Genomic DNA, 23,870 nt, shown 5'->3' on the forward strand with positions numbered 1-23,870 from the left:
ATTGAAGTAATACACTATAGACACTAATGAAAAAGTCATTTATATATTGAAATTAAGGGAGGCAGTTATGAAACATAAAAAACAAAACAAACGTAACGTGCCAATGCTGATCGCGGCATCTGTGATCGCTTGTTCTTTTTTTCTTGTACTCGTGATGATCGGTTTTGAATGGCAAAAAAGTATAATTGATCCGTTTTATTTATGAAAGGTTCAGATCGTATAGAAAGTAGGGAAGTAAATGATTCAAATCGATCCAAGAAGCTCAACGCCCATTTACGAACAAATTATTCAGCAAATGAAAGAGCTTTGTTTGAAAGGGATCATGAAGCCTGGTGATAAGCTTCCTTCTGTCAGAGAATTGGCGACGATCATTATTGCGAATCCGAATACTGTCAGCAAAGCGTACAAAGAGCTTGAGCGAGAGGGTATTATTGAAACGCTGCGTGGCAGAGGGACCTATATATCGGAAAATGCAAAAACGACACTGATTGAAGGGAAGATGACGATGATTAAAGAGCAACTCAAACAGCTCATCATCGATGCACATTATGCGGGGGTTGAGCTGGATAAACTGCAAGAATGGATAAAGGAAATCAGCGCTGATGTGAAAGGGGGCAAGAGCGATGATTGAATTAAGACAGCTGTCAAAAACGATTGACGGAAATCAAGTATTAAAAGATGTTTCATTAACAATTGAAAAAGGAGAAATCTTCGGGCTGCTCGGCCGCAATGGGTCAGGCAAAACGACAATGCTTCGCTTAATCCAACAAATCATTTTCGCCGACAGCGGGACGATTTTATTTGATGGCGTAGAAATCAAAAAGCATCCGAAGGTCAAACAGAATATCATCTACATGCCTGTTCAAAATCCTTTTTACGACAAGTATACATACAAGCAGCTAGTCGATATTCTAAGAAGAATTTATCCGAAATTTGATGTCACGTACGCGAATGAGCTGATGAACAGATATGAAATTCCAGAAACGAAAAAATACCGCGAGCTGTCGACAGGTTTGAAAAAACAGCTGTCGCTCGTTCTGTCGTTTGCAGCGAGACCGGCACTGATTCTCCTTGATGAACCGACGGACGGCATTGACGCGGTAACAAGACATGATGTGCTGCAGCTGATGGTTGATGAAGTGGCTGAGCGTGATACGAGCATTCTGATCACCTCTCATCGCCTTGAGGACATTGAACGGATGTGCAACCGAATTGGTTTTCTCGAAGATAACAGACTGACAAATGTAATGGATCTTGATGAATTAAAAGAAGAATACATCAAAATTCAAATGGCGTTTGATGAAGATGTCAATCTGGCGATCAGAGAGCAAAACATTCCGATGCTCGATCAGGCCGGTGTGTTTTACACGGTACTGATTCCGAAAAGCGATGAGAAGAACAAGAGCTTTTTGAGAGAGCTGAAGCCAAAAGTGTGGAACGAGCTTCCTGTCAACTTGGAAGAAGTATTCATTGCGAAGTTTGGAGGGAAGCGGAGATGGTAGACCGAGGTCTCCTCTATCGAGAGTGGAAGCAGAATCAAGTGGTGATTTTGTTAAGTATTGTGTTTTTGATGCTGGCAAATCCGCTTTCTATCGTTAATACGTATTTGTCTTATCAAGGATGTCTTGATCGCCAAGACCCGCAATATTGTGATTTTATAGTGAATTACACGAGCAACTTGATAGATATCAACTGGGTGCCGGGTGTCATTTTGGCGGTCTGCTTCCTGGGAATGGAACGTTCGAAAGGCACGATGGATTTTATATTAAGCCTCCCATATAACAGAAGCCAAATTTTCGAGACGAAATTTTGGTTAGGCGGTTTTGTGATTGTACTGTCGCAACTGATTGGCTTTTTACTTGCATGGCTGCTGATTCTTGTTTATCAACCTGAGCATGTCTACTATTTTGAGCACAGCAGTGTTGGAGTAATCGTGATTAGCTTTATGGCTTACTCACTGGTGATGGCCGCCGGAGCGTTAACTGGAAATGCTTTTGCCCAGCTATTAACGGCATTTGCTGCTACGGTACTGCCGTATTTAATTGTTGCTTTGCCGATTCTAAACATAGAATTTATTTTTGATGTAAATATATGGGATTATTTTCCTTCTGTTGAGGATTATTTTGCATTGGTTCGTAAGTTATACTATCTTGTGCCTATGGGATATGTTGCAAATGACTGGCTAACCGACAGTAAATATATTCTACTCATTCCGGCTGTCATGAGCATTCTGTTTTACTTGATTGGCTATATAAGCTTTAAAAAGCATCCAAGTGAACGAAACGGATACTTTTTCCTTTGGAACAGCTTAGATCGTCCGGTACAAATTTTGGTTATGGCTTTTGGCATTCTCGGATTTGGTTTGTTTGGATATTCTGCCGGACATTCCATGATTGGTTATATTTTTGGAATGATCATTGGTGCGGTTGTCGGCTTTTTTGTAAGCTACTTTGCAATTTATAAGAAAACAAAACATTAAAGAAGTGCTTTCAGTTGGGAGGGAAGTGATGTGCCGGATTCCGGGCTGTTTTATAAAGAGTGGAAGCAAAATAAAGCTCTGTTAACCATGATTTTTTTGGTATTTATGCTTAGCAATCCTTTTACCGTATTAAATACGTACATCTCATACCAAGGCTGCGTGGCTAATCAGAACGAGTGGGTCGGAACCTGCGTATTTACGATTAACTATTTAAACGGCACATTTATCTCACTGTTTTGGATGTGGGGTGTCGTTTTGGCTGTCAGCCAGCTTGGAATAGAACGAAGCAAGGGCCTCTTTGATTTTACATTAAGCCTTCCTTATACACGTGGGCAAATATTTAATGCGAAGTTCCTTACCGGCGGAATGGTGATTGTGGCACCGCAAATCTTTGGATATGTATTATCTGTTTTGCTCCTAGTGCTTTTGAAACCCGAGCAAGCCGTTTATTTTCATCACTACAGCCTTGGAATGATCATCGTCAGCTTGCTGGCTTATTCTCTGGTCATGGCGGGGGGAGCTTTGACAGGCCATACTTTTGCCCAGCTTTTGGTTTCAGCTACTGTTACGATTTTGCCTTTTTTGCTCATGACTCTTCCTGCTATCAACTTGGAAATCCTTCTTGGCGGAACAGTAGAGTTTATACATGGTCCTGTGCCCGAATGGGTGCAGTATCTATTCCCGGTTACTTACGTTGTGCCGAACTGGGTTGAGGATTCTCCGTATTATTTAGTGATTCCGGCCATCATGACGATCATCTTTTACATCATCGGCCACATCGGTTTTGTCAAACTGTCTAATGAACGGAACGGATATTTCTTTTTGTGGAAACCGCTAGACCGCCCGGTACAGGTCATTGTCATTATCATTGGGATCATGGGCTTCGGGTATTTTGGATTTGCCGCAACGGAGAGCTTCGTCGGCTACATATTCGGTATGGCTGCTGGCGCCGTGATTGGTTTTCTTATCAGCTATTTTGCGATTTATAAAAAAACAAAACATTTATAAGGGAGAGAGAAAAGATGATTGATGTTCAGCATATTAACCATTCCTTCACGATCGGAAAAAAGGGCCGTGAGAATGAAGTGCCTGTCTTAAAAGATGTCTCGTTGACTGTTGCGAAAGGAGAAATCGCCTGTATCGTCGGACGAAGCGGGTCGGGGAAGTCAACGCTTCTGAATTTGATTTCAGGCTACATCTCACCGACAAAAGGGCGTATTGTGATTAACGGAACTGATGTCACGGGCTTTAATGAGAAGGAATGGGCTCAGTTCCGCCTTGAACACTTTGGGTTTATTTTTCAAAGCTTTCAGCTCATCCCGGGCTTAACGACGTATGAAAATGTGGAAATGCCGCTGGCGTTAAAAGGGATCAAGCCGTCAGAGCGCAAGCAAAAGGTACAGGATATGCTGAAACGCGTCGGTCTTGAAAACCATGCTGCACACTATCCTAATGAATTGTCAGGCGGGCAGCAGCAGCGTGTCAGCATTGCGAGAGCGCTGATTTTAAATCCGTCAATTATTTTAGCGGATGAGCCGACGGGAAGTCTAGATTCAGAAACGGAACAGGAAGTGCTTGAATTGATCCAGCAGCTGAATCGTGAGCGGGGCATTACATTTGTGATTATTACCCATGATGATGAAGTAGCTTCAATCGGACACTCAAAATTCCAGCTGCATGACGGTGTGTTAAAAGGAGGTATTACCGTTGAGATTTAAGGATCAGGTTCATTTTATCAGAAGAAATATGAAGAAAAACAGGCTCCGTGTCTTTATGACAATTCTTGCGACAACAATGGCGTGTGCGTTTTTGGTTGTGCTGTCGTCGGTTGGATTCGGGATTCAAAAGACAATCACAGATATGACGATGAGCCAGCAAATTGTGACTAAAGTCAGTGTAATGGGCAAGGAAGGGGATAAGCCTATTAAAAAAGCTGATTTAGAGAAGTATGATCATGTAAGGTCAGTTGTAGAAAGAACGCAAGTGTATGAGCCAAACAAAGCAACTTTAGGCAATCGCACAAATGAAAGCTCTAATCTTATCTTTACCAATATGAATGATGAATTAAAGGCCAATATGGAATTAGAAAAAGGAAGAGTCGCAAAGTCGGAAAATGAAATTGTAGTAGGGTACGACTTTGCAAAGAGATTATTGACGAAAAAAGAATCTGAAGCATATAACAAAAAAATCGAGGAAGCAAATGGAAACCCCGAGGATATAGAAGAACCAAAGGGTTATACGAAAGACATCCTGAACAAAACGATTGAATTAAGTGTATCAAAAACAGATCCTAAAACAGGGGATGTTACGAAAACAAAAACATATGACTTTAAAATTGTCGGTATTACAAAAAAACCATCTCAAGATTGGATGGAGGATTCAAACATCTTCATTAGTGATCAGTTCAAGAAGGACTTTTCGGAATTTTTGGACTTCAAGGGCGGGAATGTTGAAAAAAATGTTGGCGTTTTTGCTGATAAATTTGAGAATGTGGAACAGCTGACAAATGACCTGACAGATGACGGATACTATGTCACATCAGTTACTACCGAGCTCGAAGGAGCCAACACCTTCTTCATGGTCTTCAAAATCGGCCTGATCTTTGTCGGATGTATCGCGGTTATCATTTCAGCCATTGGGATATTTAACACGATGACGATGGCGGTGACAGAAAGAACGCAGGAGATCGGCATTATGAAAGCGATTGGGGCGAGTCCGTCAATCATTCGCCGAATGTTCTTGATGGAAAGCGCGTATATCGGAATTTTAGGCTGTGTGATTGGGATTATCATTTCTTACGGCGTGAGCTACCTTGTCAACCTGGCCGTTCCGATGATTCTCGCGGCGACAAGCGGAGGCGAAGCGGGCGATCTGAATTATACGTTTTCTTATATTCCGCTCAGCCTTGTCATCATTGCGGTTGTGATTTGCGGCGGTGTCGCTGTGATCTCGGGTATGAACCCGGCTCGAAAGGCAACAAAAACCAACGTGCTGACAGCATTAAGAAGAGAGTTGTAATCAGAAAAAGCCGGCTGAACCAGCCGGCTTTTCTGTATAGCGCATCAACAAGATTTGCTATACACTTGACATAAAAAAGGAAAAAGTGCGGTGAGTCCATTGTTTAAACTTATGCTGATAGAAGATGATCAATCGCTGTTTCATGAAATCAAGGAGCGTTTAACGGGATGGTCCTATGATGTATACGGCATACAGGATTTCAGCCAAGTAATGCAGGAATTTGCGTCAATCAAACCTGATTGCGTCATTATTGATGTTCAGCTCCCTAAATTTGACGGGTTTCATTGGTGCCGGCTGATCCGTTCCCGGTCAAATGTTCCGATTCTCTTTTTATCCTCTCGTGACCACCCTGCTGATATGGTCATGTCGATGCAGCTGGGAGCGGATGACTTTATTCAAAAGCCGTTTCATTTTGATGTGCTGATTGCGAAAATCCAAGCGATTTTCCGGCGCGTGCATCATTATAATACGGAGCCGAGCACGATCAAAACATGGTGCGGGGCTGCCATAGACGCAGAGCAGAATCTCGTCAGCAATGACGAAGGCTCTGTTGAACTGACTAAAAATGAAATGTTTATTTTAAAACACTTAATTGAACAAAAAAACAAGATCGTCAGCCGTGAGGAGCTGATCAGAAGCTTGTGGAATGATGAGCGTTTTGTCAGCGATAATACACTGACCGTCAATGTCAACCGCCTGCGGAAAAAACTGGACGAACTGCAGCTTGGAACATATATCGAGACGAAGGTCGGCCAAGGCTACATGGCGAAGGAAGAGGATCATTTCTATGATTAAAGCATTCCTCATCGAAAGACGAAGCTGGATTGCCGCATTTTTGCTGCAGCAAATTCTGATTTTGCTGATTGCCTTTTTCGATCCGTCTATTCCATTTAAAAATGTTCTTTATATTGTTTATTTGTGTGTCCTGATCTTTGTTGTGTTTGTTATCATCCGTTTTCGGAAAGAAACCGCATTCTATAAAAGCCTCGAAGAATGGGAAAATAATCTTGATGTCACAGCCATAAGTGAACCGGAGACGCCGTTTGAAGAGATGATTGAAAAAAGCATCACCGGACAAACGGAACAATTGAAGCAATCTGCATTGCAGAATCGCTTGGCATTAGAAAATGAAAAAGATGAACTGATGGCGTGGATACATGAGGTCAAAACGCCATTAACAGCGCTGCATTTAATCATCGATCGGATGGAAGACCCATCATTAAAATCCCAGCTATCGTATGAGTGGCTGCGCATCCATCTGCTTCTTGATCAGCAGCTTCATCAAAAGCGCATGTCCTTTATCGAAAATGATCTGTCTTTAGAGATGATCAAGCTTAAGCCCTTGATTATCAAAGAGATCAGAGACTTGCAATCGTGGTGTATACAGAAAGGAATCGGGTTTGACATTCAGCTGGAGGCAGAGGAAGTCTTAAGCGATGCGAAATGGCTGGCCTTTATCATCAGGCAGCTGCTGACCAACGCCGTAAAATACAGTGAAGCCGCTGATATTGTGATCAACAGCTATGAACAAGACGAACGGAAGGTTCTTGAGGTGAAAGATTTTGGACGGGGCATTGACAGGAAAGATGTCTCACGAATTTTTGATAAAGGGTTTACATCCACAACCGATCATCATAATCAGTCTTCTACGGGTATGGGGCTGTATCTGGCGAAGAGAGCCGCAGGACCGTTGCTGATCGATATCGATGTGCATTCAGAGCTTGGGGATGGAACAACCTTTACTTTAACCTTTCCGAAACGAAATCAATTCGAACGTGTCATTAGCGTGTGACGAAAATGTCACATGCTTTTCTATTTTGTTCGCCTAATCGAAGGAAAAGCCCGTCAATCCTTTTTATAATAACATTATCCAATATAAAGGAGACTACGGAAATGATGATTTTAGAAGCGAATAAAATTCGAAAAAGCTATGGTAACAAGCTAAATAAACAGGAAGTGCTGAAGGGCATCGATATTCACATTGAAAAGGGCGAATTCGTCAGTATTATGGGTGCTTCAGGGTCGGGCAAAACGACTTTGCTTAACGTTCTCTCCTCGATTGATAAGGTCAGCCAGGGTACGATCAATATTAACGGAAACGAAATGACGTCCTTGAAGGAAAAGCAGCTGGCTGAATTTAGAAAACAGCACTTAGGCTTTATCTTTCAAGATTACAATTTGTTAGACACATTAACAGTGAAAGAAAATATCCTTCTGCCGTTATCGATCACGAAAATATCAAAAAAGGAAGCAAACCGCAAGTTTGAGGAAGTAGCGAAGGAATTGGGTATTTATGAATTGCGGGATAAGTACCCGAATGAAATTTCCGGCGGCCAGAAGCAGAGAACATCCGCCGGGAGAGCGTTTATTCATGACCCGAGCATTATTTTCGCTGATGAACCGACCGGCGCGCTTGATTCAAAATCAGCCTCTGATCTATTAAACAAGCTGAGCCAGCTCAATCAAAAACGCAGCGCCACAATTATTATGGTTACCCATGATCCTGTTGCAGCGAGCTACTGCGGCAGAGTCATTTTTATTAAGGATGGTCTGATGTATACGCAGCTGAATAAAGGAGGCCAAGACAGGCAGACGTTTTTCCAGGATATCATGAAAACACAAGGCGTGTTAGGCGGGGTGCAGCATGAACATTAATCAGCTCATTCTGCGAAATCTGAAAAAGAATATCAGGAATTATTATCTCTATGTGTTTGCTTTAATCTTTAGTGTGGCGCTTTATTTCGCATTTGTCACACTCCAATATGACCCGGCCATTAATGAAGTAAAAGCTTCCATAAAAGGCGCCGCGGCTATTAAAACCGCTTCAATTTTGCTTGTGGCTGTTGTATCAATCTTTATTTTATACGCCAATACCATTTTTATTAAAAGGCGGAGTAAAGAGATCGGGCTGTTTCAATTAATCGGAATGACAAAGCACAAAATCTTTCGTATCTTAAGTGCGGAAAATATCATGCTGTATTTCGGCTCGTTAGCCATCGGGGTTTTTGCCGGATTTTCAATCTCAAAGCTTGTGCTCATGATCTTGTTCAAAATCGTCGATGTCAAAGCTGATGCGAAACTGCATTTTTCTGAGCAAGCCTTGGTGCAAACAATCATTGTGTTCTGCGGCATTTACCTTTTGATTATGATCATGAATTATACGTTTATCAAAAAACAAAGCATTTTATCTTTGTTTAAAGTAACATCTTCCACTGAGGATAAAGTGAAGAGAATCTCTTTTTTCCAGATGCTGATCGGGGCGCTGGGCATCGTGTTGATTTTAACGGGATACTACGTGTCTTCCGAGCTGTTTAGCGGAAAATTCAAGACCATAAATGAACTGTTTTTCGCAATGAGTTTGATCTTAGGGTCCGTCATTATCGGGACGTTTCTCTTTTATAAAGGATCGGTTACGTTTATCTCGAACATTATTCGGAAAAGCAAGGGCGGGTACTTGAATATCTCAGAGGTTCTGTCACTGTCATCGATTATGTTCAGAATGAAGTCGAACGCTTTGCTGCTGACAATTATCACAACCGTTTCAGCGCTCGCCATCGGGCTGTTATCCCTTGCTTATATTTCGTATTACTCGGCAGAAAAGACTGCTGAACAAAATGTAGCGGCGGATTTTTCATTCATGAATGAGAAAGATGCCAAACGGTTTGAAAGCAGTTTGAGTGAAAATGACATTTCATACGTCAAAAAAGAAATGCCTGTCCTGCAATCGTCTTTTGATATCACAAATATCATGGATGGAACCCCGAAAGAGATGCAGGGCGATCCCGGCAACACACAGCTCGCTGTTGTTAGCGATAAAGATGTAAAAGGAGTCGATGTGGCGGCTGGGGAAGCGGTTTTCTCAGGATATACTGACTTGCTGCAAAAGATAATGGTTTTAAAAGACTCCGGCAGCATTAAAGTCAAAAGCAAGAATGAGACACAATCATTACACTATAAAGGATTAAGAGAAGAGTTTCTTGTATCCTACACGTTTACAAGCGGGGGAATGCCCGCAGTCATAGTGGATGACAACCTGTTTAAACAGCTGAATAAAGATAAAGACCCTCGCATTCAGCTGGCGCAATCTGAATTTATCGGCATTAATATGAAACATGGAGATCAGCTTGAAAAAGCAAATGAGCTTTTTCAAAAGGTGAACAAGAAAGATCTACATTTATCAAGGCTGGATACAAGTATTGCGCAAAAATCTCTTTTTGGTATGGTCATGTTCATCGTTGGTTTCTTAGGATTAACATTTCTCATCACCTCGGGGTGTATTCTTTACTTTAAACAAATGGGTGAAAGTGAAGAAGAAAAACCGAATTATACCATCCTAAGAAAACTCGGTTTTACACAGGGAGACCTGCTGAAGGGGATACGCATCAAACAAATGTATAACTTCGGCATTCCATTGGTGATCGGCCTCTTTCACAGTTATTTTGCCGTTCAATCCGGCTGGTTCTTATTCGGATCAGAGGTATGGTCGCCGATGATTATGGTGATGGTGTTATATACTGCACTCTATTCTATTTTCGGTATTCTGTCGGTTCTTTATTATAAAAAGGTGATTAAGTCGGCATTGTAAAACAGTAAAAGCTCCAGAGAAACTGGAGCTTTTTTGTTTATCGTTTCGGCGCCCGATACCCGGCTGCCTCAGCCTCTTCAACTGAACAAAACATTTCAGCAGGGTCTGTCGTCCGGTCATAGTATGTACTGCCCGGTGTATGATAGATGCCGTTTTTGCTGCCTTTGATAAGACAGCCTTCTGCTGTATCAGCTGAGCTGGTTTCGTTGCTTTTATTTGTGCTGGTTGAAGAATGTTCGCTGTTTTCTTTTGTGCTGGCTGTTCGGTTTTGTGCCTCTTTTAATTGCTTTTCAAGTTTTGTTTTATCTTGTTGAAGGGTTTCATTTTCAGCCTTTGCTGTTGTGGTATCATCTTTGAGCTGTTTTTGTTTTTCTTGAAGTTCTTTATTTTCTGCTTTTAATGATTTCTGAGTCTTTTTTAGTTCACTATTTTCTTTCTCCAGCTGCTTGAGCTTGTCTTGATCTTTTGTGTCGTCTTTCAGTTTCTTTGCTTCAGAGCTGATGGCTTCATACTCTTTCTCAAGTGCTTCATGCTCTTGTTTAAGACTTTTATATTCAGTGTTTAGTGCTGAATATTTTTTATCAGCATTTGCTGCGGCAGCGTCAGGTTCTGTCAAAGCTGCTCCGGTGAAGAGCAGAATGAGGCCTCCAATGAAAAGCGGCCAAAAGAGTTTTTTAGAGAATCGTTTTTCTTTTTTCAGCACATATCTGACGAGATGGTACACTCCATAGCCAAGCGAAAAGAGAAATACAAAAAAACCGAGGAATGCGAATGCCATTTCCATGAAAATTACCCCTTTTTCTATTTATTTTACAATTTTCGAACAATATTTGTTAGATTTTTTCACACTCATCTGTTGAAAAATATGAGATAGACAGATAGAATGAATGTGCTATGATAACTGGATTCGTACGGAGCCTGTTGAGGTTTCCGTTTTTTCATGAGCTTTTATAGATAAGAAAGGGGGATCAGTATGCCGCGCGCATTGAAAATTTTAGTGATAGGGATGTTTATTAATGTGACAGGGGCATCCTTTTTATGGCCGCTTAACACGATCTATATTCATAATCATTTAGGAAAGTCGTTAACGGTCGCGGGGATTGTCCTTATGCTGAATTCCGGCGCCAGTGTGGCAGGGAATTTATGCGGCGGGTTTTTGTTTGATAAAATCGGCGGGTTCAAATCCATCATGCTCGGAATTGCGATTACGTTAGCAAGTCTGGTGGGTCTCGTCTTTTTTCATGATTGGCCGTTTTATATCGCGCTGCTTACGATTGTCGGGTTTGGTTCGGGTGTTGTTTTTCCGGCCAGTTACGCAATGGCTGGATCAGTGTGGCCAGAAGGGGGAAGAAGGGCATTTAATGCGATTTATGTCGCGCAAAACGCAGGTGTTGCCGTCGGTTCTGCGCTTGGCGGCGTGGTGGCGTCTTTCTCGTTTTCATATGTATTTTTGGCGAATGCCGCGCTGTATGTGGTCTTTTTCTTTATCGTATATTTCGGATTTCGAAACATTCAGACGAAGGATGTGTCTCAAACGTCTGTGCTTGATTATGACGCTGTAAGCAGCAAAGCGAAATTTACGGCTCTGGTCATATTGAGCAGCGGGTATGTGCTCGGATGGCTGGCATATTCTCAATGGTCTACCACCATTGCATCGTACACGCAAAGCATCGGAATGTCTCTTTCTTTATATAGTGTGCTGTGGACGATTAACGGAATTTTAATTGTGGTTGGACAGCCGCTTGTCAGCTTTTTTGTGAAAAAATGGGCTGAGTCGCTGAAAGCGCAAATGATCATTGGTTTTGTCATTTTTATTGTGTCTTACAGCATGCTGCTGACTGCGAAGCAATTCCCAATGTTTCTGGCTGCCATGGTGATCTTGACCATCGGGGAAATGCTTGTTTGGCCTGCCGTGCCGACGATTGCCAACCAGCTTGCGCCTAAAGGGAAAGAAGGGTTTTATCAAGGGTTTGTGAACAGCGCTGCGACAGGCGGCAGAATGATAGGGCCTTTGTTCGGAGGAGTGATTGTCGATCATTCCGGCATTCACGCTCTTGTTTTATCACTTTTGGTTTTGCTTATGATCAGCATAGCCACGACGATTTTATACGACAAACGGTTAAAATCAGCTGATAAAGCGAATAAGCAAGCTTCAGTTTCTTCATAAGAAAGATCCCGCCGGATGAGCGGGATCTTTTTACATAATCGGAAGCACGTTCACGGCATCCTTTACATTAGAATATGTTTTCAGCGATGAGAAATTGGCATCCAGTTTATTCATTTTCATAGCCAATTCGGGCTTAATACCGGTAATGATTAATTCGGTACCGGTCAATTTCAGCAAATGGCTCAGCTTGAAAATTTGGTCGGCGGTTTGTTCATTTACTTGGGCCAATCCTGATAAATCAATGATCAAATAATCATCTTTGGATGTTGATAAGATATTCGTCAATGTGCTGACGATGGAATTAAATCGCTCCTCTGTCAGGTTGCCGACTAGCGGAAGAGCCGAAATGCCGTTGCGAATCGGCACAATAGGAGTTGAAAGTGCAGTAATTTCTGTGAGGGAATCCTCGAGAAGCTTTTCATACTCTTTTTGCTTGGTGATGTCTTTTTGAATTCCGACAAAATAGGTTTTGTCTTCTATTTCCAGCGGATCAATATTTAACTCATTCCAGAACATCGTTCCGTCTTTTTTGTAGTTTTGAATCTGAACTGTAACCGGTTCTTTATTTTGTAAACCGGTTCTGATGTTGTCCACTTCACCAGCGTCTGTATCTTTCCCCTGTAAGAAGCGGCAGTTCTTCCCTAAAATTTCCTCGGCCTCATAGCCGGTCATTTGAACAAAGCCTTGGTTTACGTAGACAATCGGATTATCTTCAAGTGAAGGATCTGTAATCACTACACCGACTCGCGCGTGATCAAGCGCTTTTTTGATGATGTCCAGCTGTCCTTTTATTCCGAATGATTGAAAACTAGCCATATAATTCCCCCTTAGGCTGCCAGCTTGCTATGCGAAAGCCTGATATTCCCCTTTTTTTAATGAATTCTACAGTAACCGTAGCACAACACATGTTCTGATTCAAGCAAGCGCAGTTTGTTGTTTGTCATTAGGGCTTGTCCTCGTATACACTAAAAATAAGAACAGAGTTTGAACATATGAACGGAAGGGTTTCTACATGCTAAATAGGTGACTAGGTCAATGTCACTGGGTGAAAAATGAATCCAATGCATCAAGCTTACCGATCATGTGTTCACATATAATGGAAGAAACAAGCTTTTTTCAGATTTGCCAGTATGTAGATATCGAAAATCATCGGAATCGTTTAAGGGGGCTGGATGGCCTGAAGTCGCTTTACGAAATAAGGGCTTTAGGAAGGTGATGATGAAGATGCTGCATCAGGTATTAATTGCTTGTGTAATTGGAGGAATCATGGGGATTCTCGGTCATGTGAAAAAGAGAGGCAGACTGGAGAAACCTAGGATGACGAAGCGGTTTATCTATCTTGGATTTTTGGAAGATTGGTTTATCGGCATGACGGCTTCCATTTTACTTGTACTATCCGCTGACCCCGATTCAGGAATTCAACTTGTCATCTTATCCATTATCTCAGGCTACGGCGGTGAAGCTGTTCTCAGAAGCTTTGATTTTGTAAGAGAAATGAACAGCGGCGGCGAACCGGCCGAGTCGAAACGTCAAACCAAAACTCCACCAGAATAATTGTCCTCAATCTTCGCCCGTTCAGGGTACATTCCCATTGTATACAAACCTGCTTGCACTTATGAACAGAATTCTATAAAATACAGTTAAGATTACGGTTGCGATAAGAACAATGAAGAGGAGCAGTAAGAAGCAGATATTGTTTCAGAGAGTTGACGGCTGGTGAAAGTCAATCAAGTTTGTTTCCGAACTCACCTCAGAGTTGCAGCGGTGAAAAGCCGCTGACGCATAACTGCGTTAAAAGTATCAAGTGAGTGCGGCGTCTGCCGCGCTAACGAGGGTGGTACCGCGGGAAAACGAAAGTCTCTCGTCCCTTTTAGGGATGAGGGAGTTTTTTTTAGTTTGGGAATATTCTGAATATAATTGTCCCTTTCCCGTCAATACTTGAACCATAAAACGCCGTATTCAATCAGAAGGAGGTTTTTACTTTGAGTTTTCAGCACAAAGAGATAGAAAAGAAATGGCAAAATTATTGGCTGGAAAACAAAACATTTGCCACTCTTGATCATAATGAGAAACAAAAATTTTACGCGCTGGACATGTTTCCTTATCCGTCTGGAGCGGGTCTGCACGTCGGACACCCTGAAGGCTATACAGCGACGGATATCCTCTCCCGCATGAAGCGCATGCAGGGGTATGACGTTCTTCATCCGATGGGCTGGGACGCATTCGGTCTGCCGGCTGAGCAATACGCTCTCGACACCGGGAATGACCCGGCAGTGTTTACGAAGCAGAATATTGATAATTTCCGCCGCCAAATTCAGGCGCTCGGTTTTTCATATGATTGGGATCGCGAAATCAACACGACAGATCCTGAATACTATAAATGGACACAATGGATTTTCTTAAAGCTTTATGAAAAGGGCCTTGCTTATGTTGATGAGGTGCCGGTAAACTGGTGCCCTGCACTCGGTACGGTTCTTGCCAACGAAGAAGTCATCGACGGAAAGAGTGAACGCGGCGGCCATCCGGTCGAAAGACGCCCGATGAAGCAGTGGATGCTGAAAATCACAGCTTATGCGGACAGGCTTCTTGATGACTTGGAAGAGCTTGATTGGCCGGAAAGCATTAAAGACATGCAGCGCAACTGGATCGGCCGTTCTGAAGGCGCGCACGTTCATTTTGGCATAGACGGACATGATGAATCATTTACGGTGTTTACAACAAGACCTGATACATTGTTTGGCGCTACATACACTGTACTTGCTCCGGAGCATGCATTGGTAGAAAAAATCACAGCTGCTGAGCAAAAAGAAGCTGTCGAAGCTTATATCAAAGAAATTCAATCAAAGAGTGACCTTGAGCGCACGGATCTCGCGAAAACAAAGACAGGCGTCTTCACGGGAGCTTATGCGATCAATCCTGTAAACGGTGAAAAACTGCCGATCTGGATCGCAGATTACGTGCTTGCTTCATACGGAACAGGTGCAGTCATGGCTGTTCCCGGTCACGATGAGCGTGATTTTGAATTCGCCAACACATTCGGCCTTCCAGTCAAGGAAGTCGTGAAAGGCGGAAACGTGGAAGAAGAAGCGTACACAGGCGACGGAGAGCACGTAAACTCTGACTTCCTGAACGGACTTAATAAACAGGAAGCGATTGAAAAAATGATCGCTTGGCTGGAAGAAACGAAAAACGGCGAAAAGAAAGTCACTTACCGTCTGCGCGACTGGCTCTTCAGCCGCCAGCGCTACTGGGGCGAGCCGATTCCGATCATTCATTGGGAGGATGGAACGTCAACAGCTGTGCCGGAGGAAGAACTGCCGCTGATTCTGCCGAAAACAAACGAAATCAAACCGAGCGGCACCGGCGAATCACCGCTTGCGAACATTAAAGAGTGGGTTGAAGTCACAGACCCTGAAACAGGGAAAAAAGGAAGAAGAGAAACGAATACAATGCCGCAATGGGCGGGAAGCTGCTGGTATTTCTTGCGCTACATTGATCCGCACAATCCGGATCAGCTGGCATCACCTGAGAAAATGGAAAAATGGCTTCCGGTTGATATGTATATCGGCGGCGCGGAGCATGCTGTGCTTCACCTTCTGTATGCCCGTTTCTGGCACAAGTTCCTTTATGATATCGGTGTAGTGCCGACGAAAGAACCGTTCCAAAAGCTGTATAACCAAGGAATGATTCTCGGTGAAAACAACGAGAAAATGAGTAAGTCAAAAGGGAACGTTGTCAACCCTGATGAAATCGTTGCCTCTCATGGCGCTGATACGCTGAGATTGTACGAAATGTTCATGGGACCGCTTGATGCTTCAATTGCCTGGTCTGAATCAGGCTTAGACGGCGCACGCCGCTTCCTTGACCGCGTATGGCGCCTGTTTGTTGAAGACAGCGGTGAGCTTAATGGCAAAATCGTTGAAGGCGCCGGTGAAACATTGGAGCGCGTCTACCATGAAACAGTCATGAAAGTGACAGACCACTATGAGGGCCTGCGTTTTAACACAGGTATTTCTCAGCTGATGGTCTTTATCAACGAAGCCTATAAAGCGTCAGAGCTGCCGAAGGAATATATGGAAGGCTTTGTGAAGCTTCTTTCTCCTATCGCGCCTCACCTCGCGGAAGAGCTGTGGGAGAAATTGGGCCATAGCGGTACGATTGCATATGAGGCTTGGCCTGTATATGATGAAGCAAAACTTGTTGACGACGAAGTTGAAATCGTTGTTCAGCTGAACGGAAAAGTGAAAGCGAAACTACTGGTTCCTGCAGATGCGACGAAGGAACAGCTCGAACAGCTTGCTCAAGCAGATGAAAAGGTCAAAGAGCAGCTTGAAGGCAAAACCATTCGTAAAATCATCGCGGTGCCTGGTAAGCTTGTCAATATTGTGGCAAACTAATCCTGAAAAAATCCCCTTGGTCAAAAAGGGGATTTTTTCATCATTCTCTTAATAGAAATCGACTGACGGACTTTGGTATACTTAAACTCATCATCGTGAATAGGAGTGTTATCGGTTGAAAATAAAAGAAATCAGCACTGCCGATCTGAAAGAAAAAATCGAGGCGGATGAAGAATTGTATTTGATTGATGTCAGAGAAGATGAAGAGGTTGCGGAAGGCATGATTCCGCAAGCGGTTCATATTCGCATGGGGGATATTCCTGAAAAAATGGACACCCTCGATAAAGACAAAGAGTACACTTTTATCTGCCGATCAGGGATGCGCAGCATGAATGTCTGCAGGTATTTGGATGAGCAAGGCTTTAAAACAGTCAACGTAGAAGGCGGCATGATGGCCTGGGAAGGCGAAACGAAACCGAAAAACTAGGGGAGAGATCACCCCTAGTTTTTTTATTTGTATGCTGGGAGCCAATCGCCGTGCGTTTCAAATAAATCATCACACATAGAAATAATGTCATTGATGGACAGCTCCGCACTTGTATGCGGGTCAAGCATGGCTGCCTGGTAGACAGCTTCTTTTTTTCGTGTAACAGCAGCTTCAATGGTCATCAGCTGTGTGTTGATATTCGTTCTGTTTAACGCTGCGAGCTGCTCAGGCAGTTCTCCGGCAAAGCACGGGGTTATTTTTTTTCTGTCGGCGACGCATGTCACTTCGACTACCGCTTTGGAAGGAAGGTTTGTGATGAGTCCGGTATTTAAGACGTTTCCTCCGAAGGTGAACGGCTGATTCGTTTCCATTGCTTCTATTATTCTTGAGCCATATTCCTTTGAGCGTTTATGGGTGAGGTTTTTATTGTTCACAATGTCATCCCTCATTTTCTCCCAATCTTCTATCTGTTTCACGCATCTTCTTGGATATTCGTCCAGCGGGATCTGCAGCTCGTTGATCAATTCAGGATAATTCCGCTTAATAAAATAAGGATGGTATTCTGCGTTGTGTTCTGATGATTCCGTGACGTAATAACCGAACTTATCCATCAATTCAAATCGCACCATGTCATGATGCTTTGTTTTTTGCTTTTCTCTCGCTCTCTTTTTGATTTCGGGGTATAGATCAGCGCCGTCCTTTTTCACTTCCAACAGCCATGCCATATGATTGATGCCTGCGATTCGTTCTTCAATCCCGTCATGCTCCATACCGAGAGATCTAAATAAATCTCTTGTACACACTTGGACGCTGTGGCACAGTCCGATCGTTTTCACATCCGTATAGCGAAGCATAGCGCCAGTCAGGGAGGCCATTGGGTTTGTATAGTTTAAAAACCAGGCGTCGGGACACATTTCCTCAATATCTCTTGCGATATCAAATAACACAGGGATTGTCCTGAGTGATCTGAATATCCCGCCGATGCCCACCGTGTCGGCAATCGTCTGCCGCAATCCGTATCGTTTAGGAATCTCAAAATCGATGACTGTGCTTGGTTTATAGCCTCCGACCTGAATGGCATTAATCACATAGCCCGCTTGCTGCAAAGCCAGTTTTCTGTCATCATAGCTGTTGATAACCACGCTCGGATTATAGCGGTCTCTCAAGTTTTCAAGCATAAGCTGAGATTCCTGCAAACGTTTTGGGTCAATGTCGTAAAGCGCAAATTCAAATCCATTTAACGCCTCCGTTAGCAAGCAGTCTCCTAAAACATTTTTTGCGAAAATTGTGCTCCCTGCACCGATAAATGTGATTTTTTTCATGTCGGTTCCTCCTTTAATTCATTATCCTTTTACCGCGCCTGATGACAGCCCGGCAATAAAATATTTTTGCAGCGCCAGAAACAGAATGACCATCGGCAGCATTGCCATGATGGCAGCCGCGGCGACCAAATGCAGATTGTTGGCGTTTTCTCCGAAAAACCCGGCCATTGCGACCGTAAGTGTCTGCACCTTCTGATCCTGTAAAAAGAAAATCGCAAATTGATAGTCATTCCATATAAAGACACAGGAAATAATACAGATGGTGGCAGTGATCGGCTTCAGCAAAGGAAATACAATCGTAAAAAAGATTTTCAGCATTCCTGCTCCATCCATTCTTGCCGCTTCTTCGAGCTCTTTTGGAATGGTTGAACGGATAAAGCCGGAATACAAAAACACGGTTAATGGCATATACGCCGCTGTATTGATCAAAATGGCGACTGCGTGTGTGTTGACCATGCCGGCGTCCACGACCATTCTGTACAAAGGCACCATGGACGTTAACGGAGGGATGATCATAATAGAAATCAGCAACGCGAAAACGGCTTTATTCAGCTTGGTTTCCCGCCGGGCAAGCGGGTAGGCGGCCAGTGAGCCGAATATGATTAACAACAATGCCGAAACGCCTGTGATGATGATTGTGTTGATAAACGAGTTGCCAAGTGAAGCGCGCTCCCATGCCTCAGAAAAATTTTGAAAGGAAAAGTCAGCTGGAAACAGCCATTTGGAACTGTAATCTCCTTTTGCTTTCAATGAAGTGGTCAGCAGAATGTAAAAAGGAATGAAATGCGCACAGGCTACAATGGCAGCGAGAAGTGTAATCAACCGCAGTTTGTTTGAGCGGGCGACTCTCATGACATTTCCGTCTCCTTTCTTTTAAAGTACGCAAGCGCGCAAAAGCTGATGATCAAAATGACAAATGCCATAAATATGCCTTGTGTCGCAGCATATCCGGCATCCTGCCGTTTAAAATACAGGTCATACATAAACGTTGACATCGATTGCGACGCGTTTCCGGGTCCGCCTGCAGTGAGCGCAATGATCACGTCAAATAGCTTTAAGCCTCCGATAATGTTGATGACCATATTGATCGTGATCGAAGGCATTAACAGCGGCAGGGTGATGCCGAAAAACTGCTGGCCCCGTGTCGCGCCATCCATTTCCGCTGCTTCATAGTAATCTTTCGGAATGCTTTGCAGGCCTGCCAAATAGACAATCATGGCGATGCCGACATATTGGTACGTGTTAATCATGACGATGATCCATGGGTTCGAAGACGGACTGGCGAGCGCGTTGATCGGGGTGATGCCGAAAACGCCAAGCAGGTCATTAAGTGCGCCTCCGTCATAAGAAAAGAAAAAGTACCAAATGTAGCCCATAATGAGCGGACTGATCATAACCGGCAAATACACAATGGTTCTTGTTATCGCTTTCATTTTTATGCTTTGATTTAATAGCAGGGCGTACAGAAGCCCAATGACGTTTTGAAAAAAGGTGCTGCCGAGTCCGTATAGCAGCGTGTTTTTTAAGATATGCCATGTGTCGGGATCAGCAAACAGCCTTTCATACTGAGCGAAACCGACCCACTGATAAACCTGAGAAAATCCGTTCCAGTTTGTGAAGGTGATAAAAGTGCCTTTTACAAACGGATAAATCATGAAGATCAAAACGGAGAGCAGAGCCGGAATATACATCCACCAAAGTGAGGATTGTTTTTTCGGCTTGACCTGTTTCACATGAACATCTCTTGCGATCTCACTCATTGTTTTCAGCTCCCTGTGTTCCAGATTGCTCCCGGAGTCGTTTATATTCTCTTCCTAGCTTTTTGGAAATCTCGTTGGGTGTCAAAATGTCTGCCGCAAGCTCCTGGCCGACCGTTCCCATCACATCCCACATCCCGTTCGGCAGGTACAACCGGTCGAAATAGGGCTCGACTTTCATATTCTGATAATGCTGATAGTCTTTGGCATAGAAAATATCAGCTTTTACATTGGTCAGCCCTGAAGGAAGCGATGTGGCTTCAGCCATTTCTTTCGCATGGGCGGGACGAGCCATAAAGGCGATAAATTGCTTTGCTTCCTTTAAATGAGGCGAGTCTTTCCATGCTGCCAGGGTATAGCGCTCGCCTCCAATCCATATCGGGTCATCACCGGAGTGAATAGCTGGTGTCGGGATAATCCCAACCTTTACATTCGGGTTAATTTGGGCGACGTCTTGGCCGAGGGTGCCGCCCTGCATGGTAAAAGCAATTTTGTTTTGAGCCATTAACTCAATGAGCTGTGATTTTTTTGCTGTTACGGCATCGATATTGATGAGTTTTTCTTTCTGCATTTGTTTAAGGGTATCTGAAAGATAAGTAAATTTGCTCCAATTGAAGGTGCCGTCAATGAGCTGTTTCTTTTCATTATGGGCAGGATCTGTGATGAGAAGAGGTGTTGCGAATTGGTCATAATATTGGGCGAAAGAGCTTTTATCATATCCAGCGAACCAGAAAGGAACGATTTCTCCATTGCTTTTTTCTTTAATCGTTCTCAGTGCTTTTATAAAGTCATCCATCGTTTCCGGCGGATCAATGCCGAAACGGTCTAACATATTGCGGTTGTACGCCAGGCCGTCCTTTGCCTGGTTGATCGGATATGCGTATACCTTTCCGCTCTTGTTTTTAAGGATGCTGTTTAAATTTGGATCAAGATTCTGAGTCCAGTCCATATCCCGGAGATCGGCTGTATACTCCCCGTACCTGATTTTCCCCCAGCCATGAGTATCAAAGAGATCAGGCAGATCATTGGCTGCCATTCTGACACGCATCATATTTTCATAGTCATTGCCTGGGAAATGAATGCTGACGTGAATGCCGCTTTCCTTTTCGAACGCTGCGGCTAGTTTTCTGAATGTGTTTCTTTCACTGTCCGTTGACATCGTAGAATAGATGGTTAACGTCTTTTTGCCCGTATCTGCAGCGCTTTCTTCAGATGAGCAGCCCGGCAGAATCAGCAGAATAAGAGAGAGAAATAAAACAAATATGTGTTTCATCTTTTCCTCCTTATGATCTTGATGAACGTTTGTCTTGCGTCACCTCCTTAGCTGTGTATCCGCAGCTTTGCCTGATGATCAGTGTTGTCGGCAGGGTGACTTGATGAGGAATTGTTCGGCCGTTAAAGCGGTCGAGAAGCTGTTTTACGCCTGTGCGGCCCATTTCCTCTGTATGCACTTTCACGGTGGTTAAAGGTGTGCTGGCAAACTCGGCCTCTTCAATGCCGTTAAAGCTGACAATGGCTGTATCCCGCGGCACATGCAGATCGGCTTCCTGAAGTGCTTTCAATGCGCCAATGGCCATAGAATCACTTGCGATAAAAAAGGCTTCCGGCAGCTTGCCTTGAGTGATGGCTTTTTTCATCAGGCGATAGCCCTCGCGCATGCTGTAATCGCCGACCAGGACGTGTTCAGGATGAGGATGGGCGGACTGCAAAAAGGCAGTCTGGCGTTTGTCCTCAATTGTTCTGCGAATGCTTTGACCGTCCCTCAGTGTATGCTCCTTCTCCTGCCCGCCGATATAGCCTAATCGTTGGTAACCTAAATCGAAAAGGTGATCAATTGCCTGGCGTGCGGCGGCTTCAAAATCAATCCCAATCGAGTCGTATATCTGCGGATCGGGAGAATGATTGATAAATACGGCATGCTCCAATCGGCCGCTGATATGTTGAACGGCTTCGTCATGGACACGGCCGATAACAATGATACCGTCTAATTCCCGAAAAATATGCTCCTGGAAGGAACCGAGATGGATGGAGTTTGTAATGAAAATTTCCTGTTCAAAGCATTCTTTTTCAATTCCTTTGCGAATAGAAGAAAAATAAGGATCCTGCCGTTCTTCATCGGGAGATAAGCAGCTCAGCACCCCGATAAGCGGCTGGGCGCGCTGTTTTTGTCCGCGGGCTTTTCGGCGTTTAGCGACAGTTTGATAGCCTAGCTCTTCAGCGATACTGATTACTCTTTGCCTCGTTTCACCAGCCACAGAAAGCGAATGATCTTCATTTAAAATTCTCGAAACAGTAGCATTTGAAACGTTCGCTTTTAAGGCGATATCTTTTATACGAACCATGGTTACTCCCTTTCATTTGAATGAGATTTACTAAAACAAAAGAAATATTTTACTCATACGTTTTTGATAAATTGATACTATCATATGAAAGTAAGCGGTTACAATAATAAATTCCAGAATATTTTGTTATATTTAGTAAAATTTTAGTAAACTACGATTTTTGTTTCTATATGCTGTGTGAAAAATAAAGGGAATAACAAATCCGTCTCGTACATTGAAGATAAGCGAAGAAGGAAGGGTGATGGGATGAGTAACGAAAAAAGAGAGCTGCTGTTTCGATTGCTTGGTGATTTGCCTGATCGGAAGCATACGGGGGCGGAAACGCTGCGTATTGAGGAAAAAGAGGGAAATATGATTGAAACGCTGCTGCTTGATATAAATGGGCTTGAAAAGGTGCCTGCATATTTTGTGAAGCCGAAAGCCGCAAAAGGACGGTGCCCGGTTATATTATTTCAGCATTCGCATGGCGGGCAGTATGAACGGGGAAAAAGTGAACTGCTTGAGGGAGCGGATTATTTGAAAGCGCCTTCTTTTGCTCGGGAGCTGACTTCTCTCGGATATGGCGTATTGGCAATCGACCATTGGGGATTTGGAGACAGACGGGGAAAATCAGAAAGCGAGATTTTTAAAGAGATGCTTCTGACGGGCAGGGTGATATGGGGCATGATGATGTACGACAGTATAAGAGCCATTGATTATGTGCAGAGCCGCCCTGATATTCAGCCTGACAGAATCGGAACGATCGGCATGTCTATGGGGGGCTTGATGGCTTGGTGGACAGCGGCGCTTGATGAACGGATTAAGGCATGTGTGGATTTATGCAGTCAGGTTGACCATCATGTACTGATTGAAACACAGAACCTTGACCGGCATGGCTTTTATTATTACGTTCCGTCGCTTGCCAAGCATTTTTCTGCAGCAGATATCCAAAGCCTGATCGCACCGCGCCCGCACCTTAGTCTTGCCGGCATACATGATCGGCTAACACCCGCTGAGGGAGTGAACAAAATCGAAAAAGAATTAACAGCTTTGTACGCTGAAAAAGGGGCTTCTGATTGTTACCGTATGGTGCGCTCCGCTTCAGGGCATTTTGAGACAGCTATGATGAGGCATGAAGCTCTGCAGTTTTTGAAAAAGTGGCTGTGACAGTGAAAAAGGGCAGGCTTTACGTGTTTTTCTGAAATGGTTCTAAACAGGTAAGGAGGCGAGCATCTGCCCGTCTCTTCTTTTTCTAGCGGATCAATACAGTTATCAGGAATATACATGATAAATAGATTTTGTTTAAGAGGAAATGGCGTTCTGATATTGACAGAATTGTGTATACATAATAGTATTCTATTTGTTAACCCTAATTTATAAATGGTTAACAAATAGAA

General features: G+C 43.6%; 23 protein-coding genes and 1 other annotated feature. Of the genes, 16 read left to right on the forward strand and 7 right to left on the reverse strand.

All coding sequences use genetic code 11. From position 1 onward, the window contains the following. Window positions 1-67: 67 nt before the first annotated feature. From MTN95_RS03540 to bceB, 11 genes are all read left to right on the forward strand, one after another. Complete coding sequence (locus tag MTN95_RS03540) at window positions 68-205, forward strand: hypothetical protein (RefSeq protein WP_141243802.1); 138 nt, start codon at window positions 68-70, stop codon at window positions 203-205. A 33-nt stretch (window positions 206-238) separates the two neighbouring features. Next, window positions 239-631 carry a GntR family transcriptional regulator YtrA gene (ytrA, locus tag MTN95_RS03545; RefSeq protein ID WP_105953342.1) on the forward strand — a complete coding sequence of 131 codons (393 nt, stop codon included), beginning with the start codon at window positions 239-241 and terminating at the stop codon, window positions 629-631. Next, window positions 624-1,502 (forward strand): ABC transporter ATP-binding protein YtrB, encoded by an 879-nt coding sequence (gene ytrB, locus MTN95_RS03550; RefSeq protein ID WP_095714569.1) that lies wholly within the window; start codon window positions 624-626, stop codon window positions 1,500-1,502. Before ytrA ends, ytrB begins: the two co-directional genes overlap by 8 nt. After that, complete coding sequence (gene ytrC / locus MTN95_RS03555; protein ID WP_248336962.1) at window positions 1,496-2,479, forward strand: ABC transporter permease YtrC; 984 nt, start codon at window positions 1,496-1,498, stop codon at window positions 2,477-2,479. Before ytrB ends, ytrC begins: the two co-directional genes overlap by 7 nt. 30 nt (window positions 2,480-2,509) lie before the next feature. Beyond that, on the forward strand, window positions 2,510-3,487 hold the full coding sequence (locus tag MTN95_RS03560; RefSeq protein ID WP_248336964.1) for an ABC transporter permease: 978 nt from the start codon (window positions 2,510-2,512) through the stop codon (window positions 3,485-3,487). A 14-nt stretch (window positions 3,488-3,501) separates the two neighbouring features. Beyond that, window positions 3,502-4,197: an ABC transporter ATP-binding protein YtrE gene (gene ytrE, locus MTN95_RS03565; RefSeq protein WP_105953345.1), complete on the forward strand. Its 696-nt coding sequence runs from the start codon at window positions 3,502-3,504 to the stop codon at window positions 4,195-4,197. Beyond that, window positions 4,187-5,497: an ABC transporter permease YtrF gene (gene ytrF / locus MTN95_RS03570; RefSeq protein ID WP_105953346.1), complete on the forward strand. Its 1,311-nt coding sequence runs from the start codon at window positions 4,187-4,189 to the stop codon at window positions 5,495-5,497. The genes ytrE and ytrF overlap by 11 nt, the downstream gene beginning before the upstream one ends. A 99-nt stretch (window positions 5,498-5,596) precedes the next feature. Beyond that, on the forward strand, window positions 5,597-6,292 hold the full coding sequence (locus tag MTN95_RS03575) for a two-component response regulator BceR (protein WP_248337444.1): 696 nt from the start codon (window positions 5,597-5,599) through the stop codon (window positions 6,290-6,292). Continuing rightward, window positions 6,285-7,289, forward strand: coding sequence for a sensor histidine kinase (locus tag MTN95_RS03580; RefSeq protein WP_248336966.1), 1,005 nt, complete (start codon window positions 6,285-6,287; stop codon window positions 7,287-7,289). The genes MTN95_RS03575 and MTN95_RS03580 overlap by 8 nt, the downstream gene beginning before the upstream one ends. A gap of 101 nt (window positions 7,290-7,390) precedes the next feature. Beyond that, window positions 7,391-8,152, forward strand: a complete 762-nt coding sequence (gene bceA / locus MTN95_RS03585) for a bacitracin ABC transporter ATP-binding protein BceA (protein WP_044153733.1) — start codon at window positions 7,391-7,393, stop codon at window positions 8,150-8,152. Beyond that, complete coding sequence (bceB, locus tag MTN95_RS03590) at window positions 8,142-10,082, forward strand: bacitracin ABC transporter permease BceB (RefSeq protein ID WP_202852640.1); 1,941 nt, start codon at window positions 8,142-8,144, stop codon at window positions 10,080-10,082. The genes bceA and bceB overlap by 11 nt, the downstream gene beginning before the upstream one ends. Window positions 10,083-10,119: 37 nt before the next feature. Here the strand turns inward: bceB and MTN95_RS03595 are convergent, their stop codons facing one another. Continuing rightward, window positions 10,120-10,866: an LMBR1 domain-containing protein gene (locus MTN95_RS03595; protein WP_248336968.1), complete on the reverse strand. Its 747-nt coding sequence runs from the start codon at window positions 10,864-10,866 to the stop codon at window positions 10,120-10,122. A gap of 189 nt (window positions 10,867-11,055) precedes the next feature. On the opposite strand from MTN95_RS03595, the gene MTN95_RS03600 reads away from it, so the two are divergent. Beyond that, complete coding sequence (locus MTN95_RS03600) at window positions 11,056-12,249, forward strand: MDR family MFS transporter (RefSeq protein ID WP_248336970.1); 1,194 nt, start codon at window positions 11,056-11,058, stop codon at window positions 12,247-12,249. 30 nt (window positions 12,250-12,279) lie between these two features. On the opposite strand, the gene ytvA is transcribed toward MTN95_RS03600, so the two are convergent. Next, a complete protein-coding gene (gene ytvA, locus MTN95_RS03605; RefSeq protein ID WP_105953349.1) occupies window positions 12,280-13,065 on the reverse strand; it encodes a YtvA family blue-light photoreceptor in 786 nt (261 codons plus the stop codon). Between the two features lie 402 nt (window positions 13,066-13,467). Here ytvA and MTN95_RS03610 point away from each other — a divergent pair, with 402 nt between their 5' ends. From MTN95_RS03610 to MTN95_RS03620, 3 genes are all read left to right on the forward strand, one after another. Further along, window positions 13,468-13,803 carry a DUF4257 domain-containing protein gene (locus MTN95_RS03610; protein WP_003223352.1) on the forward strand — a complete coding sequence of 112 codons (336 nt, stop codon included), beginning with the start codon at window positions 13,468-13,470 and terminating at the stop codon, window positions 13,801-13,803. 103 nt (window positions 13,804-13,906) lie between these two features. Then, window positions 13,907-14,121: a binding site (T-box leader), on the forward strand. A 110-nt stretch (window positions 14,122-14,231) separates the two neighbouring features. Beyond that, on the forward strand, window positions 14,232-16,646 hold the full coding sequence (gene leuS / locus MTN95_RS03615; protein WP_248336973.1) for a leucine--tRNA ligase: 2,415 nt from the start codon (window positions 14,232-14,234) through the stop codon (window positions 16,644-16,646). A gap of 115 nt (window positions 16,647-16,761) precedes the next feature. Continuing rightward, window positions 16,762-17,073, forward strand: coding sequence for a rhodanese-like domain-containing protein (locus MTN95_RS03620; protein ID WP_248336975.1), 312 nt, complete (start codon window positions 16,762-16,764; stop codon window positions 17,071-17,073). Between the two features lie 23 nt (window positions 17,074-17,096). Here MTN95_RS03620 and melA read toward each other — a convergent pair whose 3' ends face one another. Genes melA through MTN95_RS03645 form a run of 5 tightly spaced genes read right to left on the reverse strand, consistent with a single transcriptional unit; the run spans window position 17,097 to window position 22,494 of the window. Beyond that, window positions 17,097-18,395, reverse strand: coding sequence for an alpha-glucosidase/alpha-galactosidase (gene melA / locus MTN95_RS03625; RefSeq protein WP_248336977.1), 1,299 nt, complete (start codon window positions 18,393-18,395; stop codon window positions 17,097-17,099). Between the two features lie 21 nt (window positions 18,396-18,416). Further along, window positions 18,417-19,247, reverse strand: coding sequence for a carbohydrate ABC transporter permease (locus MTN95_RS03630; protein ID WP_105990178.1), 831 nt, complete (start codon window positions 19,245-19,247; stop codon window positions 18,417-18,419). Then, window positions 19,244-20,155: a carbohydrate ABC transporter permease gene (locus MTN95_RS03635; protein WP_248336980.1), complete on the reverse strand. Its 912-nt coding sequence runs from the start codon at window positions 20,153-20,155 to the stop codon at window positions 19,244-19,246. The genes MTN95_RS03630 and MTN95_RS03635 overlap by 4 nt, the downstream gene beginning before the upstream one ends. Next, entirely contained in the window at window positions 20,148-21,425 is a 1,278-nt protein-coding gene (locus MTN95_RS03640) for an ABC transporter substrate-binding protein (protein ID WP_248336982.1), read from the reverse strand. Before MTN95_RS03640 ends, MTN95_RS03635 begins: the two co-directional genes overlap by 8 nt. Before the next feature lie 10 nt (window positions 21,426-21,435). Further along, on the reverse strand, window positions 21,436-22,494 hold the full coding sequence (locus MTN95_RS03645) for a LacI family DNA-binding transcriptional regulator (RefSeq protein ID WP_248336984.1): 1,059 nt from the start codon (window positions 22,492-22,494) through the stop codon (window positions 21,436-21,438). Window positions 22,495-22,740: 246 nt separating this feature from the next. Here MTN95_RS03645 and MTN95_RS03650 point away from each other — a divergent pair, with 246 nt between their 5' ends. Further along, window positions 22,741-23,640 carry a dienelactone hydrolase family protein gene (locus MTN95_RS03650; protein WP_248336986.1) on the forward strand — a complete coding sequence of 300 codons (900 nt, stop codon included), beginning with the start codon at window positions 22,741-22,743 and terminating at the stop codon, window positions 23,638-23,640. Window positions 23,641-23,870: the final 230 nt, after the last annotated feature.

This window comes from Bacillus sp. 2CMS4F, assembly GCF_023161785.1.
Lineage (GTDB): Bacteria > Bacillota > Bacilli > Bacillales > Bacillaceae > Bacillus > Bacillus halotolerans.

What these genes read in the sequence shown, in the direction of transcription:
- MTN95_RS03540 (WP_141243802.1), top strand. Translation starts at nt 68, where the DNA reads ATGAAACATAAAAAACAAAACAAACGTAACGTGCCAATGCTGATCGCG.
- ytrA (WP_105953342.1), top strand. Translation starts at nt 239, where the DNA reads ATGATTCAAATCGATCCAAGAAGCTCAACGCCCATTTACGAACAAATT.
- ytrB (WP_095714569.1), top strand. Translation starts at nt 624, where the DNA reads ATGATTGAATTAAGACAGCTGTCAAAAACGATTGACGGAAATCAAGTA.
- ytrC (WP_248336962.1), top strand. Translation starts at nt 1,496, where the DNA reads ATGGTAGACCGAGGTCTCCTCTATCGAGAGTGGAAGCAGAATCAAGTG.
- ytrE (WP_105953345.1), top strand. Translation starts at nt 3,502, where the DNA reads ATGATTGATGTTCAGCATATTAACCATTCCTTCACGATCGGAAAAAAG.
- MTN95_RS03580 (WP_248336966.1), top strand. Translation starts at nt 6,285, where the DNA reads ATGATTAAAGCATTCCTCATCGAAAGACGAAGCTGGATTGCCGCATTT.
- bceA (WP_044153733.1), top strand. Translation starts at nt 7,391, where the DNA reads ATGATGATTTTAGAAGCGAATAAAATTCGAAAAAGCTATGGTAACAAG.
- bceB (WP_202852640.1), top strand. Translation starts at nt 8,142, where the DNA reads ATGAACATTAATCAGCTCATTCTGCGAAATCTGAAAAAGAATATCAGG.
- MTN95_RS03595 (WP_248336968.1), bottom strand. Translation starts at nt 10,866, where the DNA reads ATGGAAATGGCATTCGCATTCCTCGGTTTTTTTGTATTTCTCTTTTCG.
- MTN95_RS03600 (WP_248336970.1), top strand. Translation starts at nt 11,056, where the DNA reads ATGCCGCGCGCATTGAAAATTTTAGTGATAGGGATGTTTATTAATGTG.
- ytvA (WP_105953349.1), bottom strand. Translation starts at nt 13,065, where the DNA reads ATGGCTAGTTTTCAATCATTCGGAATAAAAGGACAGCTGGACATCATC.
- MTN95_RS03610 (WP_003223352.1), top strand. Translation starts at nt 13,468, where the DNA reads ATGAAGATGCTGCATCAGGTATTAATTGCTTGTGTAATTGGAGGAATC.
- melA (WP_248336977.1), bottom strand. Translation starts at nt 18,395, where the DNA reads ATGAAAAAAATCACATTTATCGGTGCAGGGAGCACAATTTTCGCAAAA.
- MTN95_RS03630 (WP_105990178.1), bottom strand. Translation starts at nt 19,247, where the DNA reads ATGAGAGTCGCCCGCTCAAACAAACTGCGGTTGATTACACTTCTCGCT.
- MTN95_RS03635 (WP_248336980.1), bottom strand. Translation starts at nt 20,155, where the DNA reads ATGAGTGAGATCGCAAGAGATGTTCATGTGAAACAGGTCAAGCCGAAA.
- MTN95_RS03640 (WP_248336982.1), bottom strand. Translation starts at nt 21,425, where the DNA reads ATGAAACACATATTTGTTTTATTTCTCTCTCTTATTCTGCTGATTCTG.
- MTN95_RS03645 (WP_248336984.1), bottom strand. Translation starts at nt 22,494, where the DNA reads ATGGTTCGTATAAAAGATATCGCCTTAAAAGCGAACGTTTCAAATGCT.
- MTN95_RS03650 (WP_248336986.1), top strand. Translation starts at nt 22,741, where the DNA reads ATGAGTAACGAAAAAAGAGAGCTGCTGTTTCGATTGCTTGGTGATTTG.